The organism is Rothia endophytica, from assembly GCF_928381505.1.
Classification (GTDB): domain Bacteria; phylum Actinomycetota; class Actinomycetes; order Actinomycetales; family Micrococcaceae; genus Rothia; species Rothia endophytica_A.
The window spans coordinates 378,401-398,874 of sequence record NZ_CAKMSJ010000002.1 but is presented as its reverse complement, the minus strand read 5'-3'; the positions used below and the strand labels follow the sequence as shown (position 1 = coordinate 398,874).

The following is a 20,474-nucleotide window of genomic DNA, read 5'->3' as shown; positions in this document are numbered from 1 at the left end:
AAAAAAGAAAAGCACAGCACCCAAAAGGGTGCTGTGCCAGGAATAACAGAAAAGCTAGCCCCTCAAACAGCCCACAGAGCTAGGTGAGAGGTCAGTCAGCAGGACTAGTTTTCTGCGTTCTGAGATTCGAAATCTTGGTCGTCTTCATCGTCAAAGTCATAGTCAAACTCTTCTTCGTCGTCATCATCTTCAATGAAGACCTCTAGAGGAGTTACTTCTTCGAAGGTTTCAAATAGGGCCTCTTCGTACCGTTCGAAGGCGTTAGCGATAGCAACATATGCATTTTCGATGGAGGCATCCTGCTCACCTCGGCTGTTTGTGATGGCGGCAAGGTGCTCTTCAAGAGCGGACGTCAGAAGTGCCAGTTCGGCGCGAGGATCATTACTCATACAATAGACGTTATCGTGAAAAGTCTATTCCGCGAAATACCCCGGGAGGTTAATTTTGAGGGAACACAAAATTGGCTATGCAGAAGAGCAGATTGCTGGCTCCCAGCAACGATTTGAGTACTTGATCATAACGGTCGAGCCTCACGAAAACCTCAAGGACGCACGGGCAAGATTACTGGAGCACTCTGAATACGGGCGGTGGGAACTGGCGCGATCAGTCATTCTTTACGGTGGTCGCCGAAAGTACTGGTTACGACGGCGGGTGATGAAGCTGCAGAAAACCGTTCACTTTGTCTAGATTCTCACGATTTCTGTTTAATGAAAATTTAGTTTTTATCCACAAAAAGGTGGAGGTGTAGCTAGCTACACCTCCACCTCTATCGCCAGAAATCTCTGTTGTCTTAGAAACCCAGCGTCTTGAGGGAGTTATTGATCGCCTCAGCTGATGCACGCAGGCGATTGACTTCGTCTTCGTCCATGGGGACGTCAAGCACGCGCTTTACGCCTTCACGTGAAACAACTGAGGGGAGGGAAAGCGCTGCTTCGCCTTCGATACCGTATCGTCCCCTAATCTGGGTAGCGACGTTAAGCACAGCATCCTCGCCCTTAAGGATTGCCTCAGCAATTCGGGTAGCCGAAATACCGATGGCGTAGTTGGTTGAGCCCTTGCCTTCGATTACTTTGTAGGCTGCTCGCATTGCCTCTTCAGCAAGTTCTTCCTTGACCTGGTCAGTGAAGACCTTTTCGCCAGCTTCGTCGGTCCACTCATTGAGAGGAACCATGCCGATGTTGGCTGCTGACCATACCGGGAATTCTGAGTCTCCGTGTTCACCAACGATATTAGCGTGAACCGACTTGATAGAAACGCCGGCTTTCTCAGCAATGAGCCAGCGCAGACGTGATGAGTCAAGCACGGTACCGGACGCAAAGCAACGCTCAGTCGGCAGCCCGGTGATATTTTGAGCGACTACTGCAAGCACGTCACAGGGGTTGGTAACGATCATCAGGATAGCCTTAGGGGCTACTTCAATAACCTTTGGCAGCATAGCTTTGAAAATATTGACGTTGGCTTCTGCCAGTTCCAGGCGAGGCTGGCCAGGCTTCTGGCGGGCTCCAGCAGTAACAATAATCAAATCAGAGTCACGAAGAATCTCAATGTCACCGCTACCGGCAACCTCAGCCTCATGAGCAAACATGGTTCCGTGGGCGATATCTAGGCCTTCTGCCTCAGCACGATCACCAGCAATGTCATAAATGACTATTTCATCTGCTGCACCGCGCAAGGTTGCAGCGTAAGCGGTGGCTGAGCCTACTCCGCCTGCGCCAATTACGCCGAGTTTGGTGTGCTTCTTATCGAGAGCCATAGTGGTCCTTTCAAGGGGACGTCTGTCGATTTCTTGGGTTCGTTACTCCTCAATTATGCCACTAAAAATGATGGTTTCTGTTGTTTTACCTGTGTTTTACTTTGGGTTTATGCCACCATAATTAGACAAAGCCCACAAAAACAAATATGTGCATCATGACTCTTTGTTGAAGGTCACAACGTACCTGAGGTGACCAAAAACAAATGACCACCAAACGTTTTTATGCAGAACTGCAAATAAAATGGGTGGGTCCCTTCTACTGCTAACTTCTCAATCTCAAAGGTTCACGTGACTATCCCCTCTGCAACACCCAGTGCCCCACTGATGACCCACCGGCAAATTATGTTGGTTATTGTAGGCCTCATGGCAGGAATGTTCCTGTCTTCACTCGATCAAACTATTGTTTCAACCGCGATTCGTACCATTGGCGATGATTTGCGAGGCCTTGAACAACAGGCCTGGGTCACCACTGCCTATATGATCACATCAACGATCACCACTCCCATCTACGGAAAGCTATCTGACCTCTTTGGCAGAAGGCCCCTTTATCTTTTTGGCATAGCTGTCTTCATTGCGGGCTCTTTTCTCTCAGCTTTCTCAACCTCCATGGCCATGCTGGCTGCTTTCAGAGCATTTCAGGGTATTGGGGCTGGCGCACTCATGTCACTCCCCATGGCAATTATGGGCGATATCCTAGCCCCTCGTGAACGCGCCAAATATCAGGGTTATTTTCTAGCAATCTTCGGTGTTTCTTCTGTACTCGGCCCGCTGACCGGCGGCCTTTTTGCAGGAGCGACAGAAATCCTATGGGTCACCGGCTGGCGCTGGGTCTTTCTGATCAACGTACCGATTGGCTTCATCGCCCTGGCAATGGTGTGGAAGTTCCTGCATCTCCCCCACCGAGCAGCACCCGCCGCCAAGCCTCGCGTGGACTGGTGGGGTTCAACCGCAATTATCGTAGCGCTCCTGCCACTTCTTCTGGTGGCTGAACAGGGGCGAGAATGGGGCTGGGCGTCGGCTATCTCTGTTGTCTGTTTCGTGATTTCGGCTGTCGGCCTTGCTGCCTTTATTATCATTGAGTCAAAGATGGGGCAGGACGCCATCCTACCGCTGGGCCTATTCAGGTCGGGGGCATTCAGCATGTCTTCTATACTCGGCTTCCTGGTGGGGTTTGGCATGTTTGGCGCGATGATGACCATTCCTCTCTATCTGCAGATTGTTGTTGGTCTAACCCCCACTGAATCAGGCTTCGCCACGTTGCCCATGACACTCGGAATTATGATTGCTTCGATTGCTTCTGGGCAGATCGTGGCACGCACCGGTCAGTACCGCATCTTCCCCATCGTGGGTACAGCCCTGATGGCTAGCGCCTACTTCTATCTGACCTTTCTTACCGCGGACCGCCCCTTCTGGTTCCTCATGGTCGGCATGTTCATCATGGGCCTTGGGCTCGGTCAGCTGATGCAATCCATCACTCTTGCCGCCCAGAACGCGGTCTCACCCACCTATATGGGTGTTGCGTCTTCAGGTGCTACCTTCTTCCGTCAGATTGGGGGCACCATGGGCACCGCCGTCCTTTTGTCGGTGCTTTTCACTGGCATGCCTGCAAATATCACCTCAGCAATGACCAATGAGCAGGATCTCAAGAACGGGCTGGACGCAGCGCTTACACCCGCTGTAGCTCAGGCACCAGAGAATCAGGGGGTTATGCAGCAAATCTGGCGCCCGATTGTAGACCCCCTCCAGGCTGAAATTCAAGGGCAGCTAGATCAGGCAAGCCAGCAGGATCCCACTGCGGCCAACGGCGGCTCGCTAGCCGTCGACTGGTCAGATGAAGGTCAGCGTAGGTATTGGGTTGATCAGAAGGCCCCCATGGTTGCTGACTCTATCAACGAGCAGTCTGGCGAGGAGGGCGAGCAAAATGATTCAGTTTCCACGTCAGATACCTCGTATCTCAACGGTGCAGACAGCCGCCTTACACGCCCCTTCATGGTGGGCTTTACACAGTCGGCACTGTCTGTTTACTGGGTGGGACTGGCCGCTACCCTCTTGGCCTTTGTGCTGGCGCTTTTCTTCAAGACTCCACCACTGCGTACGGCCTCAGGACTCCAGGAGTCAGCGGACGCTGCACGTAGCAAGAAGCCAGAGTAAAACCTGCTAGAGCAACCGCACATAGGTAGTAGAAGCATTGAGGAGGACTGCCCCGTTTAGGTAGTCTTCCTCAAAACTAATAAGGTGAGATGCAAAAATCCCCGGCTCACAAGAACCGGGGATCATCTCTGTGCGCGAGGGGGGACTTGAACCCCCACCCTCTAATACGAGGACTAGCACCTCAAGCTAGCGCGTCTGCCTATTCCGCCACCCGCGCAAGGTGTTTACTCAAGCTATAGAAGCTCTCGTAGGCAACGAATAGATACTTTACATGTCTTTGAGCGAACTGGCAAATCAAAGTCAACCCCTGCGTCCCAAGGCTAAAGTCCTCACTCCGCAACCTGCCGTGCTTACCAATAAATTCCAAAAGGCACCCACCAAAAATAATCAGTTTAACTGATTAGATAATTTGCTGAAAAAATCCCCGGCTCACAAGAACCGGGGATCATCTCTGTGCGCGAGGGGGGACTTGAACCCCCACCCTCTAATACGAGGACTAGCACCTCAAGCTAGCGCGTCTGCCTATTCCGCCACCCGCGCAAGGTGTCTTACTAGCAAGCTTTGCAGCCCACTCGTTTGGCAACAAGTAATAACTTACCCCCACCTGCCCGCCCCCCGCAAATCAAAACCACCGCATTTACCTTAAGATGCGTCACACCAACCCCGAACGTTCTCTGCCTATCTACCACTTCACCTGCTTCTTTTCGAAATCCGCCCGGATATCGAGAGGTTTTAGTGGGCCTACAACTACGATAAGTGATGTGAATAACGAGAATCTTACCCAAGAAGAAGCCAGCTACCGTGCCAGCATCATCACCGTAGACACCTACGATGTACATGTTGATCTGACCAATGCGACAGGTGACTTCGACACCTACCCCATCGCAACCACCGTCAAATTCGCCGCTACCCCCGGTGAATCGACCTTCATTGACTACATTCATCAGTCACTAGATTCAGTCAAGCTCAATGGTGAAACGCTGAATATTGAAGACGTCGTTGAAGGGTCGCGAATTACGCTCCCTAATCTGCAAGCAGAAAATCAGCTGACCATTAAAGGGCGCTCATACTTCAGCCGTTCAGGTGAAGGGCTACACCGCTACGTTGACCCGGCAGACGGCAAAATTTACCTCTACACTCAGTATGAACCAGCTGATTGCAGACGCGTCTTTCCTGTTTTTGAGCAACCTGACCTCAAAGCTATCTTCAACTTCCGTGTTACCGCCCCAAAAAACTGGGTGGTCAGCTCCAACGCTGAATTAGAACGGGAAATCGAAGACCCCTCAGATTCCAGCATCAGCAAGCGCGTTTTCAAGCCTACCGCTCGTATCTCGACCTATATCACCACCATTCTGGCGGGTGAGTACTTCACTGCCTTTGATACATATACGCCCCAGGCCAAGGTTAATTCTGGAACAATCCCGCTGGTTGCTTACTGCCGTCAGTCGCTCAAAGAACACTTTGATTACGGGAACATCTTTACCGTCACTAAGCAGGGTCTCGACTACTTTCAAGACCTTTTTGACTATCCCTACCCTTACCCCAAATACGAGCAAGCTTTTGTGCCCGAATACAATCTGGGGGCAATGGAGAACCCGGGGTTGGTGACCTTTACTGAGGCGTATATCTACGTTTCTGGCGCCACTGAATCTCAATTTGAGTCTCGAGCTAACGTTATTTGCCACGAAATGAGCCATATGTGGTTTGGGGATCTCGTCACCATGAAGTGGTGGAACGATTTATGGCTCAAAGAGTCCTTTGCCGACTTTATGGGCCATCTGGGTGCCCGTGAAGCCAACGGGTTTGAGGACGCCTGGGTCACCTTCGCCAATTCACGTAAAGCCTGGGCTTACCGGCAGGATCAGCTGCCCACCACGCACCCCATCGTGGCTGACATACCCCACCTTGAAGCTGCCCGCCAAAACTTTGACGGCATTACCTATGCCAAGGGTGCATCAGCTCTAAAACAGCTGGTCGCCTACGTGGGCTTTGACCGCTTCATTGAAGCCTCCCGAATTTACTTTAAGCGCTTCGCGTGGGTTAACACCACGCTAGAAGATTTTCTGGAGGTGCTGGATGAAGTCTCAGACAGAGACGTTGTCTCCTGGGCCAGCGCCTGGCTACAGACCAGCGGGCTTTCGGAGCTTTCAACCCGCCGCGTTTTCGACGATGCCGGAAAACTCACCGAGCTGCGTCTGACTCAGACGCTGCCCGCCGGCGTCCCGCCTGAGCTTGGACGCCCCCACCAGCTCAAGCTTGCAACCTTTGGCCTCGATGAAGATAAGTTGCAGCAGACCGGGCTCATCAGCGTTGAGGTTCACTCAAATAGCAATGACTTCATCCTTGATTTAACCAACGAGGAGAAGGCTCTGGTAGAAACCGCTGACCTGCTTCTGCTCAACGCTCAGGACCTGACCTACGCCAAAATTAGTCTGACCGAGGATGAAGGCCGCGCTCTAGCGCTGACTCATGTTTCAACCATCGATGATGGCCTTTCCCGCGGCCTAATCTGGGTTAGCCTGTGGAACCAGGTGCGCGACGGCAAGCTGCCTGCACGCCTCTTTGTAAATGCGGTGGGGCATGCCGCCTCCCAGGAGAGCTCTGCAACCCTGCTCTCCAATTTGCTGAATCAGGCGCAGGCAGCCATTTCACTTTATACACCGGCATCCCAACGTGCCGAGCTCTGGGATTCTCTCTATTCAGCACTGGAGCAAGCCCTTGAAGCCGCTACACCGGGCAGCGACACCCAGCTCATCACACTGCGCTCTCTACTAGCTGTTTCTGCACACTCAGCACTGGGGCTGGAGCTCATCGAGGATGTAGCGCGAGGAGCCTGTCAAAGCGTACCCGGTGATATAACCGCAGCACCGGGTGTTAGCTACAACCAAACACTTGGCTGGAACGCGCTGGGAGCCTTGGCCGTGCAGGATGAACTATCTTCTGAGACTCTCGATCAGGCGCGTGACTACAATTCATCTGCGACCTCGGAACGAGGTTTTGCTTATGCTGTGGCGGCCGCTCCAAGGGCCGAAGCAAAAGAGGCAGCTTTTGAAGCTGTCACAGGTGACGAGGAGCTGTCCAATGAACTTCTCTCAGCAACCGCCAGCGGCTACCAGCAGGGTCCAGAAAACCTCCGTATGATCTACCGTGACCGCTACTTCGAGCTGTTGTTACCCACCTGGGAGCAGCGTTCAATCGGCATGGCTACGCGAATCATTCAGGGGCTCTACCCCAATGCAGATATCTCTGAAGGGCCCGCCAATGAGAACCCGCTCATTGCAGCCACCGAAGAATGGCTGGCGAAGAACCCATCGGCGCCAACGGCTCTGATACGCGTCATTCTTGAACTTCACGATGACGCTGTTCGTATTCTGAAAGCCCAGTCCACCTCGCTCTAAAAAGAGTAGGAGACTTTGGTTACTAGCACCTTCAGAAAACCGTGAGAAACTGCTATTGACGCCGGTTTTGGCTGGGCACTTACCCGCCAAAACCGGCAAACCGTGAGAAGCTAGATACAGTAAAAACTTGCAGCTAAGGAGCGGACTTTGACCGACTACGTACTAGGCGATCGCGGCACCGTACACATCATTACCGATGATTTCTATGATGCCGAAATTCTTCAGGTGTTTGAAGAACTCCAGATTGATCGTGAACGTGTTTGGAACGGTGAAGCCCGTCTAGTGCCTGAACCGGATAACCCCTATCAGCCCTACACCATCGCTGTATATGTAGATGATCTCAAAGTAGGCCGTTTCTCTGAAGAAGATGCTGACAGCTACTGGGCCCCCATTACCCGTGTGGTGGCATCGGGCTATGAGGCTGTAGCTCACCTGCAACTGAGCGCAGTGCTACGCAGGCTGAGTGGGGATAGCTTTATTGAAAGTGCCGGCACCCTATCTCTGAGCGCACCGGGTTCCCTCTTCCCCCTTAATCAAGCACCAACTCAGGCAGCTCTGTTGCCCCAAGGCTCTTCCATCAAAGTACTGGACGAGAAAAACTACTCGGAATACCTGCACGGTATTCTGCCTGCCTCAGGTGAGGGACGCGTTATCCTCTCCTTAGAGAACAACCCCATCAAACACAGCGACGGTCGGCTTACAGAGTGCGTTGAAGTTTTCCACGACCGCAAAATGGTTGGACGCCTTTCAACCCAAATCTCTGAGCAGCTTGCCCCGGTTATTCGTTATGCCTACGATCATGACAAGCTGACCAGCGCCTGGGGTACCATTCGCGGCAATGCCTTTGAGCTGTCACTGACTGTTCAGGCGGTGCGCCCCAGTGAAATCAGTGACGAGTGGTTTGAGCACCTGCCGAATAACGTCCCGGAGCTCCTGCCTTTGGCGGATAGCTACGATGTTCCAGATGCTTATGTGGCAACCGACGGGGAGCTTCACAGAGCGAGTACAACTAAAAAGAAGAGGGGCTTCATTGGTTCACGGGCTGCCTCTGAAACAGGTGAGGCTCAGGATTCCCAGGACCAGGAGCTTGCTACTACAGGTGCTCCGATAGGTTTGCAGCGCATTGCTGTGCTGTTGGGCGTTGTAGGCGGCATTGTGCTGGTGATTGGTCTGGTCCTTATTTTCTACAAACCCATGCTGGGTATCCTTGGAGTAGTTTTGGGTGCCTCAGTTGCTTTCCTTGCTCTTTTCTTTGGCAGGGAGAACTCCTATGATGCAGAGGCAGTTTCAGAAGACCCCCTTGAACACTAGATGGACCAATAGGTCAGCCTAGATATCATCCTCATCCTAATAGATAAAGCTGTGGCGGCCCTCCCCGAGGGAGGACCGCCACAGCATGTTTAACAGTGTTACTGTTGAGCCGCTAGGGGGACACGGGTTTAGTCAGCACCGTAGCTTGAGATGTAGCTACCCATTGTGTTGGTGCGCAGTGCGTTCGATAGCGCTCCGGTAGCTTGACCATCGAGGACCACGATTGACTGACCATCAGCAGACCATCCGGTGCCAGCGTTAGGCAGGGTCATGGAAACTAACTGGGTATTACCGTTGCTGAGAACAGGTTGAGCAATGCCCACAATTTGACCGGCAGATAAACCTGAATCCACTGTCATGTAGGGAGAAATGGATTCAATGACCGGCAAGAGCTTGGAAGCTGAGGACAGTGCGCCCTCGGAGCGCATCTGGTTGTAGACCCCACGCAAGAATGCACGCTGGTTACGAACTCGCTGGTAGTCACCGTCAGAGAAGTTATAGCGTTCACGCACGAAGACCAGAGCATCGCCACCGGTCATCTTGTTAGGGCCCTGGGTAAAGCTGTAGCCCGGTGCTGATGCAGTAAAAGCTAGCGGAACATCGACAGTCACTCCACCTAGAGTATCTACCAAGGCCTTGAAACCCTGGAAGTCGATTTCAGCTACGTGGTCCATCTTAATGCCCAGGAGCTGCTCAACAGTAGCTACCTGCAAGGAAACCCCGCCGTAATTTAGGCCGGCATTTACCTTTGCAGAACCATAACCGGGAATATTCACCCAGGTATCGCGCATGATAGAAATCAGGTAGGCAGCTGAACCGTCCTCAGGAATATGCAACACCATAATGGTATCTGCGCGTGCACCCGAGACGTGTGCTGCTTCGGCACCGGAACGCTGATCCGAGCCAAGGAGCAGGACGTCAGTGGAACCGGTCTCAACGGGCTGACCGGTCGCAACGCCACCTTCGAGTGCATCGGGAATACCGTTACCGTTATCATCGCCTTCGCTTGCATTAGTATCTGCCAAGTTTGAGCCGTCAGCATTGGTAATTTCTGCATCAGCACCGCTCTTAACGAGATCACGGAGGGCAGCATCATTGCTTATTTTCAGGGCTGACAGAAATTCATCGCGGTCGACCCCTTCCAATGAAGTACCTGGAACGGTTTCTCCATTGGCAGCGATTGAAGGGGAAAGAGCTTCACCCTCAAACTTCTCGGTACCGTTGATGGCTCTTATCACTGTAAAAATATAAATGCCTACAGCAAGAAGCAGTGCAAGGAGCAAGGCAAGCAACACGAGTAGAATCTTATTGCGTTTTCTCTTAGGTTTTACGTTGACCGCGCTAACTGACACGGCACCTCCTGGGGTATATGCAAGCTAATACGCACACCATAATCGGGGGCTGGTGAGCTGTGAATTGAACCTTATTCTACTGTTTTTAGATACAAAAACACCCCGCTTGCGATAAAAAAATCGCGTTGCGGGGTGTGATGTTCAGCCTGAGGCGCTGAAAAAACTTATGCCTTCTTGCCGAAGTTAGCGAAGCGAGCGTTGAAGCGCTCAACGCGGCCGGCGGCGTCCATGATGCGCTGCTTACCGGTGTAGAAGGGGTGTGAAGCTGATGAGATTTCAACTTCAACGAGGGGGTATTCGTTGCCGTCTTCCCACTTCTCGGTCTTCTGTGAAGTCATGGTTGACTTGGTGAGGAAGCTTTCGCCTGATGCGAGGTCGCGGAACAGAACGTAGTTGTAATCCGGGTGGATGTCCTTCTGCATTTCTTACCTTTTCCTGCCCTGGATTTTGCCAGTGCATTTTTTGTAGCTACCGGGGCTGGTGCCTACCGGTGGTTGCGGTTTAACAACCGAGGGTCAACTCTACCACGGCAGCTCAGACCTTTTAGCGGTTGTGAGGCGGTGCTTGGTCACTTTCTGGCTGGGCTAATCTTGATGAGAATCTGGGCGGGTTTCCCAGAAAGCTACAGCGCTGGCAGCAGCCACGTTGAGGGAGTCGACCCCGTGGCTCATGGGAATCATGACGGTGTACTGCGTGGTGGCGAGGGTTTTAGGTGAGAGCCCGTGCCCCTCAGTCCCGAGAATAAGAGCAAGTTTCTCATCTTTTCTAGCTGAAAGTTCTGACAGGGTTAAGGAGTCAGCTTCTAGAGCCAGAGCAGCGGTCGTAAAACCAGCGCGGTGAAGAACGTCCAGGTCATCGGGCCAGCTTTCAAGCCTCGCCCAGGGTACTTGGAAGACTGTTCCCATGGATACGCGGATAGAACGGCGGTACAGAGGATCAGCGCATCTGGGAGTGACCAGAGTGAGGTCTACATTGAGGGCAGCCGCTGACCTAATAATGGCGCCGACGTTGGTGTGGTCAACGATATCCTCAAGTATGGCAATCCGACGGGCATCTTTGACAAGCTCTTGAAGGTCTGCTGGTTCTGGGCGTGCCATCGCGGCTAGCGCTCCACGGTGTAAAGCGTAGCCGGTGGTGTTTTCGAGTTCTTGATCTGTGCCGATGTAAGCCGGAGTATCGGGGTGTTGCACGAGAACGTCGTGCAGGTCGTCCGCCCATTTTTCGCTCATGATAAAGGCGATGGGTTGGTGGCCTGCTGCCAGCGAGCGGCGGATGACCTTGGAAGATTCTGCGATGTAGATGCCCCATTGGGGTTCTTTCTGGGCGCGGAGTTTTACGTCGGTGAGGTCGTTGAAGTACATGGTGTGGTTCTGAGGTGCACTGGTGAGGGGCTGGGTATTGGGGAGAGCTTGGACGCGGGCGCTACGCTCTGCCAGGTCTTGAGCACTGAGTTGTTTGGGTTTCATGGATGCTTTCGGGATTCGGCGCTGGGTATGAGTGTGCCCCGGGGTTTGACGCCGGGGCTACAGCAGCAGTAGTGAAGTGAGATTAACGAGCAAAGGCGCTGAATCTACCGTTGCTGTGGGTGGTGAGGTCTAGGTCTAGGCCGTAGGTAGCGGAGACATTTTCGGTAGTGATGGTGTCTTCGATGGGGCCAGCTGCCACTACTTTGCCGTCGCGCAGGAGAAGGGCATGGGTAAAGCCAGCGGGGATTTCTTCCAGATGGTGGGTGACCAGGATGGTGGCGGGCGCACCGGGGTCCATAGCAAGGTTAGTTAGACGGGCAACCAGGTCTTCACGACCTGCGATATCCATGCCTGCCCCGGGTTCATCGAGGATGAGCATCTCAGGGTCGGTCATGAGAGCGCGGGCGATCAGGGCGCGTTTCTTTTCACCTTCTGAGAGGGAGCCGAAGGTGCGATCGGCAAGGTGAGCGATGCCCCAATCATCAAGGAGAGCTTTGCCTTGATTATCGTCAAAAGAATCGTATTCTTCGTTCCAGCGGCCAGCGACACCATATGCTGCGGTGATAACCACGTTGAGCACAGTTTCATTGGCAGGGATTTGAGCGGCGACGGGAGCCGAGGAGATACCAATACGGGGGCGGAGTTCGAAGACATCGACGGCTCCGAGGATTTCGTCAAGAATATCTACCTCGCCGGCGGTGGGGTGCAGGCGTGCGGCTGCGATGGAGAGCAGGGTGGTTTTGCCCGCTCCGTTGGGGCCTAGTACCACCCATCGTTCGCCGTCTTGGACGGTCCAGTTAATGGTGTCGAGGATATTTTTGTTTCCTCTGCTAACGGTGACCCGGTTGAGTTTTAGTACTGATGCCATGCTGGCTATTTTAGTCTTTTTTGCTCTGGGGTGGGTAGTTGGAGTCGATGATGGTTTTTTAGCGTGGTGGAGTTGGTCAGCGTACTGGGTTGTGGGGTGCTGCACAGTAGTATTGGGGGTATGTCTACTTCATTAAATATCGTTGCAATTTCCCGTGCTGATGCTCCCGTGCTTGCTAGTGAAGAGCAAATTTTTGAGACGCTATCTTCGGTACCAGGCCTTGAAATTTCTGCTGGCTTGCTGATGGAGGTTCCAGAATCAACTGTTGAGGGTGAGGTTCATGGCCCCGCTTACCGTGTGTATTCGGCTGCTGCTGAGTATTCTCAGGGGACTTTGGAAGATGCCCGGGGCTCGGTAAGCCTCTTGAACCCGGCAGATACTCTGGGTTTTGATGTCAATATCGTTCCCGCCCACCTGGCTGAGGATGAAAAGAAGCTGCTGATCATGGATGTTGATTCAACGCTCATTCAGGCTGAGGTCATTGATGAGCTTGCCCTGGTGGCTGGGTCTGGTGAGCAGGTGGCTGATGTGACGGCACGAGCAATGGCTGGTGAACTCGACTTTGAAACCTCCCTTCGCGAGCGCGTTGCTACCCTTGAGGGCTTAGATGAGTCTGTGCTGACCGGTGTTGCTTCTTCGGTGCGTTTTTCAGCAGGTGCCCAGAAGCTGGTGGAGGTTTTCTTGAAGGCCGGTCACGAGGTCTGCGTGGTTTCGGGTGGTTTTGTGCAGGTGCTCTCCCCCATCGCTGGCAAGCTGAATTTGTCTAAGGCGCGCGCTAATCTTCTGGAGGTCGCAGATGGGCGTCTGACGGGTAAGGTCACTGGTGAGGTGGTGACCGCTGAGATGAAGCGTGATTCCTTGAAGGACTGGGCTAAGGAGTTCGATGTGAAGAAGCAGCAAGTTATTGCTGTGGGTGATGGTGCCAATGACATCCTGATGCTCCAGGAAGCTGAACTGGGTATCGCTTTTAACGCGAAGCCAGCTCTGGCTGAGATTTCTGACGCCCAGCTGAATCTGATGCGCCTGGACGCTGTGCGCCACTTCGCGGGGCTCTAGTCAGATCTCTTGTCGGTGCATTAACCAGAGGACGCCGCTCCATTGTGGGGCGGCGTCCTTTGTGTTGAGTTTGGTGGCTGTCTGGTGCTACTTGATGAAGCCGCCAGCGCCGCCGACGAGTTCAACGTGGCCGGTTTCTACATCAGCGGTAACCATCTTGGCTACCTCGGCTGCGAACTCGGCAACGGTGTAGAGCTTGCCAGCTTCTTCACGGCGAGCTTCAATAGCACCGGGGTGCAGACGGTTGAGTAGCGCAGCGGTTACGGTGCCTTCAATCATGTCAGCGGACACTACAACCAGGGAGATATTCTTCTCTGCGAGCGCAGGGACCTCTGCCAGCAGGGCATCTTCGCCGGCGCGCTTGGATTCGGCGACGGGAGTGTATTCGGCCATGGTGGGTACTTCGCGGATGAAGTGTGCCTGGTGGCTGGTGACGAAGATAATGCGGCCACCGAGGTTCATCTTCTCTGCGGCTAGGCGGGCTAGGCGCAGCTGGGAGTCGCGGTTGAGGGTCATGGCATAGTCTTCGGGCATGCCGGACTCCATGCCGCCGGACGCGTTGAGGATGAGGTAGTCGAGTCCGCCGAAGTTTTCGATGGCTGCATCGACGAGGGCCTGGGCGTCCTCTGATTTGGTGACGTCAGCGCCTACTGCTACGGCCTTACCGCCGGCGTCTTCAATGCCTGCTACAACCTTGTTGGCGCGGGGGGCCTTGGAGCGGTAGCTAACGACAATGTTAGCGCCTTCACCGGCAAGCAGGGCTGCAGTATCTGCGCCGACGCCACGGGAAGAGCCGGTGATGATGATGGTTTTGTTGGTCAGTGTCATGGTTGATCCTTGTTTGTAAGTTGATTTAGGGTGGCGGCGCCTAGGGTTAGTGCCCCATGCCTAGTCCGCCGTCAACGGGATGGAAGGAGCGGGTGCGAGCGCGCGAGCACTCAAGAGCGACTGGAATTGATTCCCGTCGTACTTAGTGGCCCATGCCTAGTCCGCCGTCAACGGGATGGAAGGAGCGGGTGCGAGCGCGCGAGCACTCAAGAGCGACTGGAATTGATTCCCGTCGTACTTAGTGGCCCATGCCTAGTCCGCCGTCAACGGGAATCACGGCGCCGCTGATGTAGCCTGCGCCTTCACCGGCGAGGAAGAGGGCGACGTCTGCGATTTCTTTGGGCTCTGCGAAGCGGCGGGCGGGGATGGCGTCGGTGTACTGCTTCTTGAGGTCATCGGTGAGGGCGTCGGTCATATCGGTCTTGATGAAGCCGGGTGCGATGACGTTGGCGGTGATGTTGCGTGAGCCGAGTTCGCGGGTGATGGAGCGTGCCATACCTACGAGGCCAGCCTTGGAAGCTGAGTAGTTGACCTGACCGGGGTTGCCGTAGAGACCTGAGACGGAGGAGATGAAGATGATGCGGCCGCGCTTGTTTTTGAGCATACCTTTGGTGGCTCGCTGGGCGACACGGAAGGCGCCGGTGAGGTTGGTGTCGATAACGCTGGTGAAGTCGTCTTCGCTCATGCGAATGAGCAGGGTGTCTTTGGTGATACCTGCGTTGGCGATAATAACACCGATGGGGCCGAATTTTGCCTCTACTTCTTTGAAGGCAGCGTCAATGGAGGCGGCGTCGGTGACGTCGGCTTTGACGGCGAAGAAGTCTTCGGGGGCGTCGCCCGAACGGTAGGTGATGGCTACGTTGTAGCCGGCGTTTTTGAATTCGGTAGCAATGGCTTTGCCGATGCCTCGGTTGCCGCCGGTGACGAGTACGGTCTGGGTTTCTGTCATGGGGTTCACCTTCACGTGATGGGGTGGGGGGTTCTGGGTCTATCTTACGCCGCCTGACATGTGTGTGTCATTGGGTCAAGGGGCGCGTGTTATTTGTACCGGGCTGTTTGGTTTGGGGGTCAGCTAGGGATGAGGTGACAGGTGGGTCTAGACTGGTGATGTTAGATAAAAAGGGCAGTGCAAAGGGTGGGTTGTGGCTCAGAAGTATTGGACGGCTGATGACTTAGCGGCTGCCGGTTATACCGGTGGGCGTGAAGAGGTTTATTCCATCACTAATGCTTCGGCGCCTCAGTCAGAGGGCGTTGATGCCCGGGCAAAGAGCTATGCCTTCAAAATGTTTCTGCGTATTGTCTGTATCGTCGCCGCCGTGTGGGTGGGCGAAGGCATATGGCAGTGGGTTTTCCTGGCTGGTGCCGCAATTATCCCTTGGCTGGCCGTAGTGGTGGCTAATGGGGACGCCCGGCAGCAGGGTTCCGGTTTTTCCGCATTTCTGCCGGAGGATCAGCGTCTTGCTATCGAGGCTGCCCAGGCCGATCGAGCGGCTCATGCCCAGGGGCAAGCCGGCCATGCAAACGCAGGTGGTGAAGATGACCCCGAGGCTACTACGGTGAACCACCAGGGTTCTGTGTCTGAAAATGATGTGATCGTCATTGACGGTGAAATTGTAGAACCAGGCGCAGACCAGCAATCTCGCTAACAGAAACATAAGAAAGTCGGGGTATAAGTAATGGATCTTCTCGGTTCTCTTGCTGGAGGGCAGCCCCAGCAGTCACATGAGACCGACAGCGGTGATTTCCTTAAGTGTTCCCGAAAAGGGTGCACCGCTGAGGCGAGTTACCGGCTTCTATGGAACAACCCCAAAATACATACTCCTGAGCGGCGCAAGGTCTGGTTGACCTGCCCAGAGCATACTGATTATCTGCGTGACTTCCTGCATGCGCGAGGGTTTTGGAAGTCCACCGAGCCCCTGGGGCCAGCTGATTCATAGAACCTAACCCCGGCGTCCTTGCTCAGCCTGCACGGTCAGCGCGCAAAGGGTACAGTTGATGAAGTTTGTAGCTTAGGTTGGCAAGAGAGGTTGTTGTGAAAAAATACGGGTTTCTACTCTCCGGTAAATGGATGAGCCTTTTTGCGCTTACCATTCTTGCTGCGCTCCTTTGCCTCTACCTCGCTAACTGGCAGATGAGCCGTAAGCATGAACTGGACTTCTCTAACTCCCGCATCAGCACCAACTACTATGCGGATCCACTGGATTTCGCGGAGAACACCGAGCTCTTTGCGGAGCCTCACCCCGATTTGCGCTGGCACCCGGTTGAGCTTCACGGCACCTACCTGCCCGAGCACCAGCTACTAGTGCGCAACCGCCCCTACAACGGTCTCAACGGTTATGAAGTGCTTGTTCCCTTTGTGACTGACCAGGGCAAGACGGTGCTGGTAAACCGCGGTTGGATGGAGGCCGCCTTCGGGGACGCCGCATCGACCGCCCACGACATCCCCGCACCGCCAGCCGGGCAGGTGACCGTCACCGTGCGTCTGGTGGAAGGTGAAATTGATAACGGGGTCAGCGGGATCTCCGGGCAGGTTTCGTCCATTGACCTGCCAGAAATCGCTGAAATCACCGGCACCGATCTGGGCACCGTCAACTACGGGATTATGAGCTCCGAAGATCCGGCCGTACCAACACCCGTCATCCAAGATAAACCCGAAGAAGATTACGGCCCCAACCTTTCGTACTCAGTACAGTGGTACTGCTTTGCCGTCATGTTCTTCATCGCCTATTTCTGGTCAGCCCGCCAAAAGGTACGCAACGATGAGCTGGATGCCCAGGTATCTGCCGAACTCGAAGCCTACTACGCACAGTTCTACGATGCTGAGGGGCGTTACATTGGTGATGAGGATGAAGAAATCGTGCGTCGTCGTATGGAATTTGTAGACGATATGCCAGCACACATGAAATCTATTGTTCGCCCGCGACCGGCACGCAAGAACAACAAAATGACCGATGAAGAGGCAGAGGACGCCATCATCGATGGCTACCTCTAGGCCGCTTAACCCCAGCCCGTCAGTCCCAGCGCTGAAAGCATATAAGAGCCCCCGCACCTCAGAAGGTGTGGGGGCTCTTCTCTATGAAATTTTCTTTGAGTCTAGGCTTGCTCTAGCTCGTGGCTAAAAACTACCCCGTCATCGGTGAAGTGATCGATCATAGCCAGTGAGTAAACATCGTAGCCTCGGTCGCGGAATTCCTTGCCGCCGCCCTGGAAGACTTTTTCAATGGCGATACCAATACCTGCTACCGTAGCTCCGCCCTGTTCACACAGGTGGGTCAGCCCGTGCAGGGCTTGCCCGTTAGCGAGGAAGTCATCAATGATGAGGATGCGATCTTCGGGGGTGACAAAGCGCTTATCCACGCGGATGTCGTATTCGATTTTCTTGGTGTAGGAGAAAACCTTGGAGTGATAGGTGTCGGTGGAGAGGGTCTTAGAAGAGATTTTCTTGGCAAAAACCATTGGCACCCCCAGGTGCAGGGCGGCGGTCATCGCCATTGAAATACCGGAGACCTCCAGGGTGAGAACGCGGGTGATACCAGCGTCCTTGAAGTGGTCTGCGAAGTCTTTGCCCATGTCCATCATCAGCTGGGGGTCCACCTGGTGGTTGACGAACTGGTCCACTTTGAGGATGTTGCCGGGTAGGATGTATCCGTCTTTGCGAATGCGGTCTTCGAGCAGTTTCATCGGGTTTCCTTTGTCTTTCGATTCACCAAGATGATGTTGAGTAGCAATGCTGCCAGGGTTCCGGTTGAGATACCGGAGGAGAGGATCATCTGCAGAGCTGAGGGCAGGTTGGCCAGCATATCGGGGCGAACCGTCACGCCAATACCCAGCGCAAATGCAACCGAGACAATCAGCAATTCTCGGTCGCCTAGGTCAATGGTTGCCAGAGTTTTGATGCCCTGAGCAGCCACCAGGCCGAACATGATGACGCCAGCACCACCAAGTACAGGCTGGGGCATCACAGAAATCAGTGCTGAGAGTTTAGGGAAAACGCCCAGAGCCAGCAAAATCAGACCCGCAATGATCATGACTCGGCGGGATGCCACCTTAGTCAGGGTCACCAAACCAACATTTTGCGAGAAAGCTGTGTTGGGGCCAGCGCCAAAGACACCAGCGATTGCCGAGCCAACGCCGTCCGCCAGCACACCACCTGAGACTTTTTTACTGCTCATGGTAGTGCCGGAAGCCTGACCGATAGCCATCATGATACCCACCGTGCCGATGGTCGATACGATGTAGGCAGGCACAAAAGCCAGGATAGAAGCCCAGTCAAAGTGAAAACCGTAAGCAAAGATGTTGGGCAGGGCGAACCAGGCCGCATCACCCACGGCTGAGAGGTCAACTAGCCCAAGAGGGATGCAGACCAGGTAGCCCACCACCATGCCGATAAAGACGGCAGCAGCTCGCAGAATACCGCGCCCAAAGTGGGCAATAGCGAGGGTCAGCGCCATAACACCGAAGGCAATGCTGAGGTTCTGGAGAGAACCGTAGTTCTCGGAGCCGACTCCCCCGGCGGCCCAGTCCATGGAAACCGGAAGGAGGGTGATACCGATGAGCGCAACAACGGTTCCGGTAATCAGCGGCGGGAAGAAGCGCATCAGTGGCTTGATGAAGCGGGAAAGCACGATTTCAACCAGAGAGGCGCTCAGGGTTGCAGCGACGATACCCGCCATACCGAACTGGGAGCCCACCGCGATGGTGGGGTTCACGAAAGTGAAGTCAGTGCCCATCATGCCCGGTACGCGAGCGCCCACAGGGCCAATGCCCTTGGACTGAATGAAGGTTGCGATACCCGCCACGAAGATGGAGGCTGAGACCACGAGGGAGGTTTGAGGTACTGAGAAGCCGAGCGCAGTACAAACGACCAGCGGTACGGCTATAATGCCAGCGAAGGCGGCCAGGATGTGCTGTAAAGCCAACAGGACAGAGACACCCATGGGTGGGACGTCCTCGAGTTGGTAGAGCATTTCGGTTGAAGTTTCAGCAGGGGTCGAAGATTCTGACCCTTGGGTATGTTGGTTCAACGGTTGACTTTCGATATGAAGTTAATAGAAAAGGCCGCCCTTGGGTGTGCTGGGCGGCAGAGCACTGTTCAATACTACTCGGATTAGTCTCGCTGTAGGCGAACAACGGGACTGTTTCCTTATTGGGTTTTAGTGGCAGATGATTTACTAGCCGCCATCATTAGAACATATATTCGATGTTGTGTTAAGGTTGTGCTTTCCGATCGCCACAGAAGGATCACACCACCATGATGGGCTACTCCCACTCCGTGAGCGCTGCCGCCGCCTGGTTTGCACTGAACGAAAGCGGGCTCATTCACGTCCACGACACACCCACCCTCATCGTCACCACACTGGTAGCAGCCGGCGCAGGCATGCTGCCTGATATTGACCACCACCGAGGTACGATCGCTCATTCCATCCCACCTATTAGCCGATGGGTGGCTCGACTGGCTGCTGCCGCTTCTGGCGGGCACCGCAAGGGCACCCATTCCATAGTTGGGCTAGCTGTTTTCTGGGGTCTAGCATGTGGTGCCGATCGTCTTCTTTATCAGGGCATTCCGCTGCTAGCTTTAGCCCTCACCGGATTTGCAGGAGGGCTTGCGCTGAGGGTATTTAAAGCGCCGGGTGGCTGGCTGGGCGCCATCGGTCTGTCGGTAGCCACGCTGCACCTGGATGCACTAACCCACATGCCCTGGGCAATTCTCACAGGCGCTACCATACACGTTCTGGGTGACGCCCTTACAGTGCGGGGCGTCAATCCTTTTTGGCCACTAACGGTCAAGCCCGCCGTTGCCAGCATGCTCTGGCGAAAGAGCGGATATATGGCACTGCCCCTGCTGGGCGAAGCAGGCAGTGCCCGAGAGAATATTCTGACCAGCATCCTGACGCTTTATATTGGAGCCTACACTCTGGCGCAGCTGGGAGTTCTGAACACCTATCCCTTAGAAGGTGTAAGAGCTCTATTGAGCCTGTAGCCTCAGGGGTAGGAATCTGAGCTTAAAAAGAAAGTGAACCCCGCGTCTGTGCGGGGTTCACCTTTATTGAAATCGTTGAAGATGAGAGATAGGGGTTTTTAGCCCTCGGTCCAGAAAACGTCGACCTCTACGCCGTCTTCAGCGATTTCGGGGTAACGTACGTCGTGTGATTCCAGCATTGAATCATCCCTTTCAAGTAGCAGCCAACAACGATGTTGACCTATTTAAACCGTGACGACCTGTTTGTCACGGTCTTCTTGATTGGCAACTGAACCATTGGCTCATCTGCTGGTTACTACTTTACGCAGGGC

General features: G+C 54.2%; 18 protein-coding genes and 2 tRNA genes. 8 read left to right on the top strand and 12 right to left on the bottom strand.

The features are described from left to right. Positions 1-104 precede the first annotated feature (104 nt). Positions 105-389: a hypothetical protein gene (locus L6990_RS03745; RefSeq protein WP_237202720.1), complete on the bottom strand. Its 285-nt coding sequence runs from the start codon at positions 387-389 to the stop codon at positions 105-107. A gap of 55 nt (positions 390-444) precedes the next feature. On the opposite strand from L6990_RS03745, the gene L6990_RS03740 reads away from it, so the two are divergent. Further along, positions 445-687: a DUF5703 family protein gene (locus L6990_RS03740; protein WP_237202719.1), complete on the top strand. Its 243-nt coding sequence runs from the start codon at positions 445-447 to the stop codon at positions 685-687. A 103-nt stretch (positions 688-790) separates the two neighbouring features. On the opposite strand, the gene L6990_RS03735 is transcribed toward L6990_RS03740, so the two are convergent. Further along, the gene (locus tag L6990_RS03735; protein ID WP_237202718.1) at positions 791-1,753 is read right to left on the bottom strand and encodes an L-lactate dehydrogenase; all 963 of its coding nucleotides are present in this window, start codon (positions 1,751-1,753) and stop codon (positions 791-793) included. A gap of 324 nt (positions 1,754-2,077) precedes the next feature. Here L6990_RS03735 and L6990_RS03730 point away from each other — a divergent pair, with 324 nt between their 5' ends. Further along, positions 2,078-3,904, top strand: a complete 1,827-nt coding sequence (locus L6990_RS03730) for an MDR family MFS transporter (RefSeq protein ID WP_237202764.1) — start codon at positions 2,078-2,080, stop codon at positions 3,902-3,904. 131 nt (positions 3,905-4,035) lie between these two features. Here the strand turns inward: L6990_RS03730 and L6990_RS03725 are convergent. Both L6990_RS03725 and L6990_RS03720 read right to left on the bottom strand, forming a co-directional pair. Next, positions 4,036-4,121, bottom strand: a tRNA-Leu gene (locus tag L6990_RS03725). A gap of 237 nt (positions 4,122-4,358) precedes the next feature. After that, a tRNA-Leu gene (locus tag L6990_RS03720) sits at positions 4,359-4,444 on the bottom strand. Positions 4,445-4,665: 221 nt separating this feature from the next. Here L6990_RS03720 and pepN point away from each other — a divergent pair. Then, entirely contained in the window at positions 4,666-7,302 is a 2,637-nt protein-coding gene (gene pepN / locus L6990_RS03715) for an aminopeptidase N (RefSeq protein ID WP_237202717.1), read from the top strand. A 147-nt stretch (positions 7,303-7,449) separates the two neighbouring features. Further along, positions 7,450-8,613, top strand: a complete 1,164-nt coding sequence (locus tag L6990_RS03710; protein ID WP_237202716.1) for a hypothetical protein — start codon at positions 7,450-7,452, stop codon at positions 8,611-8,613. A gap of 128 nt (positions 8,614-8,741) precedes the next feature. Here L6990_RS03710 and L6990_RS03705 read toward each other — a convergent pair whose 3' ends face one another. The 4 genes from L6990_RS03705 to L6990_RS03690 all read right to left on the bottom strand — a co-directional run bounded on the left by L6990_RS03705 (position 8,742) and on the right by L6990_RS03690 (position 12,299). Further along, on the bottom strand, positions 8,742-9,965 hold the full coding sequence (locus L6990_RS03705; RefSeq protein WP_237202715.1) for an LCP family protein: 1,224 nt from the start codon (positions 9,963-9,965) through the stop codon (positions 8,742-8,744). A gap of 164 nt (positions 9,966-10,129) precedes the next feature. After that, positions 10,130-10,387 carry a type B 50S ribosomal protein L31 gene (locus L6990_RS03700; RefSeq protein ID WP_237202714.1) on the bottom strand — a complete coding sequence of 86 codons (258 nt, stop codon included), beginning with the start codon at positions 10,385-10,387 and terminating at the stop codon, positions 10,130-10,132. Positions 10,388-10,549: 162 nt separating this feature from the next. Further along, positions 10,550-11,431: a TrmH family RNA methyltransferase gene (locus L6990_RS03695; protein WP_237202713.1), complete on the bottom strand. Its 882-nt coding sequence runs from the start codon at positions 11,429-11,431 to the stop codon at positions 10,550-10,552. Between the two features lie 82 nt (positions 11,432-11,513). After that, a complete protein-coding gene (locus tag L6990_RS03690; protein WP_237202712.1) occupies positions 11,514-12,299 on the bottom strand; it encodes an ABC transporter ATP-binding protein in 786 nt (261 codons plus the stop codon). A gap of 120 nt (positions 12,300-12,419) precedes the next feature. Here L6990_RS03690 and serB point away from each other — a divergent pair, with 120 nt between their 5' ends. Beyond that, complete coding sequence (serB, locus tag L6990_RS03685) at positions 12,420-13,355, top strand: phosphoserine phosphatase SerB (RefSeq protein ID WP_237202711.1); 936 nt, start codon at positions 12,420-12,422, stop codon at positions 13,353-13,355. An 87-nt stretch (positions 13,356-13,442) separates the two neighbouring features. On the opposite strand, the gene L6990_RS03680 is transcribed toward serB, so the two are convergent. Continuing rightward, positions 13,443-14,183, bottom strand: coding sequence for an SDR family oxidoreductase (locus L6990_RS03680; protein WP_237202710.1), 741 nt, complete (start codon positions 14,181-14,183; stop codon positions 13,443-13,445). Between the two features lie 238 nt (positions 14,184-14,421). Then, a complete protein-coding gene (locus tag L6990_RS03675; RefSeq protein WP_237202709.1) occupies positions 14,422-15,132 on the bottom strand; it encodes a beta-ketoacyl-ACP reductase in 711 nt (236 codons plus the stop codon). A 193-nt stretch (positions 15,133-15,325) separates the two neighbouring features. Between L6990_RS03675 and L6990_RS03670 the strand changes: the two genes are divergently transcribed. Further along, entirely contained in the window at positions 15,326-15,829 is a 504-nt protein-coding gene (locus L6990_RS03670) for a DUF3099 domain-containing protein (protein WP_237202708.1), read from the top strand. A gap of 386 nt (positions 15,830-16,215) precedes the next feature. Then, positions 16,216-17,175, top strand: coding sequence for an SURF1 family cytochrome oxidase biogenesis protein (locus L6990_RS03660; RefSeq protein WP_237202706.1), 960 nt, complete (start codon positions 16,216-16,218; stop codon positions 17,173-17,175). A 101-nt stretch (positions 17,176-17,276) separates the two neighbouring features. Here the strand turns inward: L6990_RS03660 and L6990_RS03655 are convergent, their stop codons facing one another. Beyond that, on the bottom strand, positions 17,277-17,864 hold the full coding sequence (locus L6990_RS03655) for a xanthine phosphoribosyltransferase (protein ID WP_237202705.1): 588 nt from the start codon (positions 17,862-17,864) through the stop codon (positions 17,277-17,279). Continuing rightward, the gene (locus tag L6990_RS03650) at positions 17,861-19,207 is read right to left on the bottom strand and encodes a nucleobase:cation symporter-2 family protein (protein ID WP_237202704.1); all 1,347 of its coding nucleotides are present in this window, start codon (positions 19,205-19,207) and stop codon (positions 17,861-17,863) included. The genes L6990_RS03655 and L6990_RS03650 overlap by 4 nt, the downstream gene beginning before the upstream one ends. 227 nt (positions 19,208-19,434) lie before the next feature. On the opposite strand from L6990_RS03650, the gene L6990_RS03645 reads away from it, so the two are divergent. Next, entirely contained in the window at positions 19,435-20,163 is a 729-nt protein-coding gene (locus L6990_RS03645; RefSeq protein WP_237202703.1) for a metal-dependent hydrolase, read from the top strand. The last annotated feature ends 311 nt before the right edge of the window (positions 20,164-20,474 follow it).

Bases quoted from the DNA above. Each gene is read 5' to 3' on its own strand.
- L6990_RS03745 (WP_237202720.1), bottom strand. From the start codon at position 389: ATGAGTAATGATCCTCGCGCCGAACTGGCACTTCTGACGTCCGCTCTT.
- L6990_RS03735 (WP_237202718.1), bottom strand. From the start codon at position 1,753: ATGGCTCTCGATAAGAAGCACACCAAACTCGGCGTAATTGGCGCAGGC.
- L6990_RS03730 (WP_237202764.1), top strand. From the start codon at position 2,078: ATGACCCACCGGCAAATTATGTTGGTTATTGTAGGCCTCATGGCAGGA.
- L6990_RS03700 (WP_237202714.1), bottom strand. From the start codon at position 10,387: ATGCAGAAGGACATCCACCCGGATTACAACTACGTTCTGTTCCGCGAC.
- L6990_RS03695 (WP_237202713.1), bottom strand. From the start codon at position 11,431: ATGAAACCCAAACAACTCAGTGCTCAAGACCTGGCAGAGCGTAGCGCC.
- L6990_RS03690 (WP_237202712.1), bottom strand. From the start codon at position 12,299: ATGGCATCAGTACTAAAACTCAACCGGGTCACCGTTAGCAGAGGAAAC.
- serB (WP_237202711.1), top strand. From the start codon at position 12,420: ATGTCTACTTCATTAAATATCGTTGCAATTTCCCGTGCTGATGCTCCC.
- L6990_RS03680 (WP_237202710.1), bottom strand. From the start codon at position 14,183: ATGACACTGACCAACAAAACCATCATCATCACCGGCTCTTCCCGTGGC.
- L6990_RS03675 (WP_237202709.1), bottom strand. From the start codon at position 15,132: ATGACAGAAACCCAGACCGTACTCGTCACCGGCGGCAACCGAGGCATC.
- L6990_RS03655 (WP_237202705.1), bottom strand. From the start codon at position 17,864: ATGAAACTGCTCGAAGACCGCATTCGCAAAGACGGATACATCCTACCC.
- L6990_RS03645 (WP_237202703.1), top strand. From the start codon at position 19,435: ATGATGGGCTACTCCCACTCCGTGAGCGCTGCCGCCGCCTGGTTTGCA.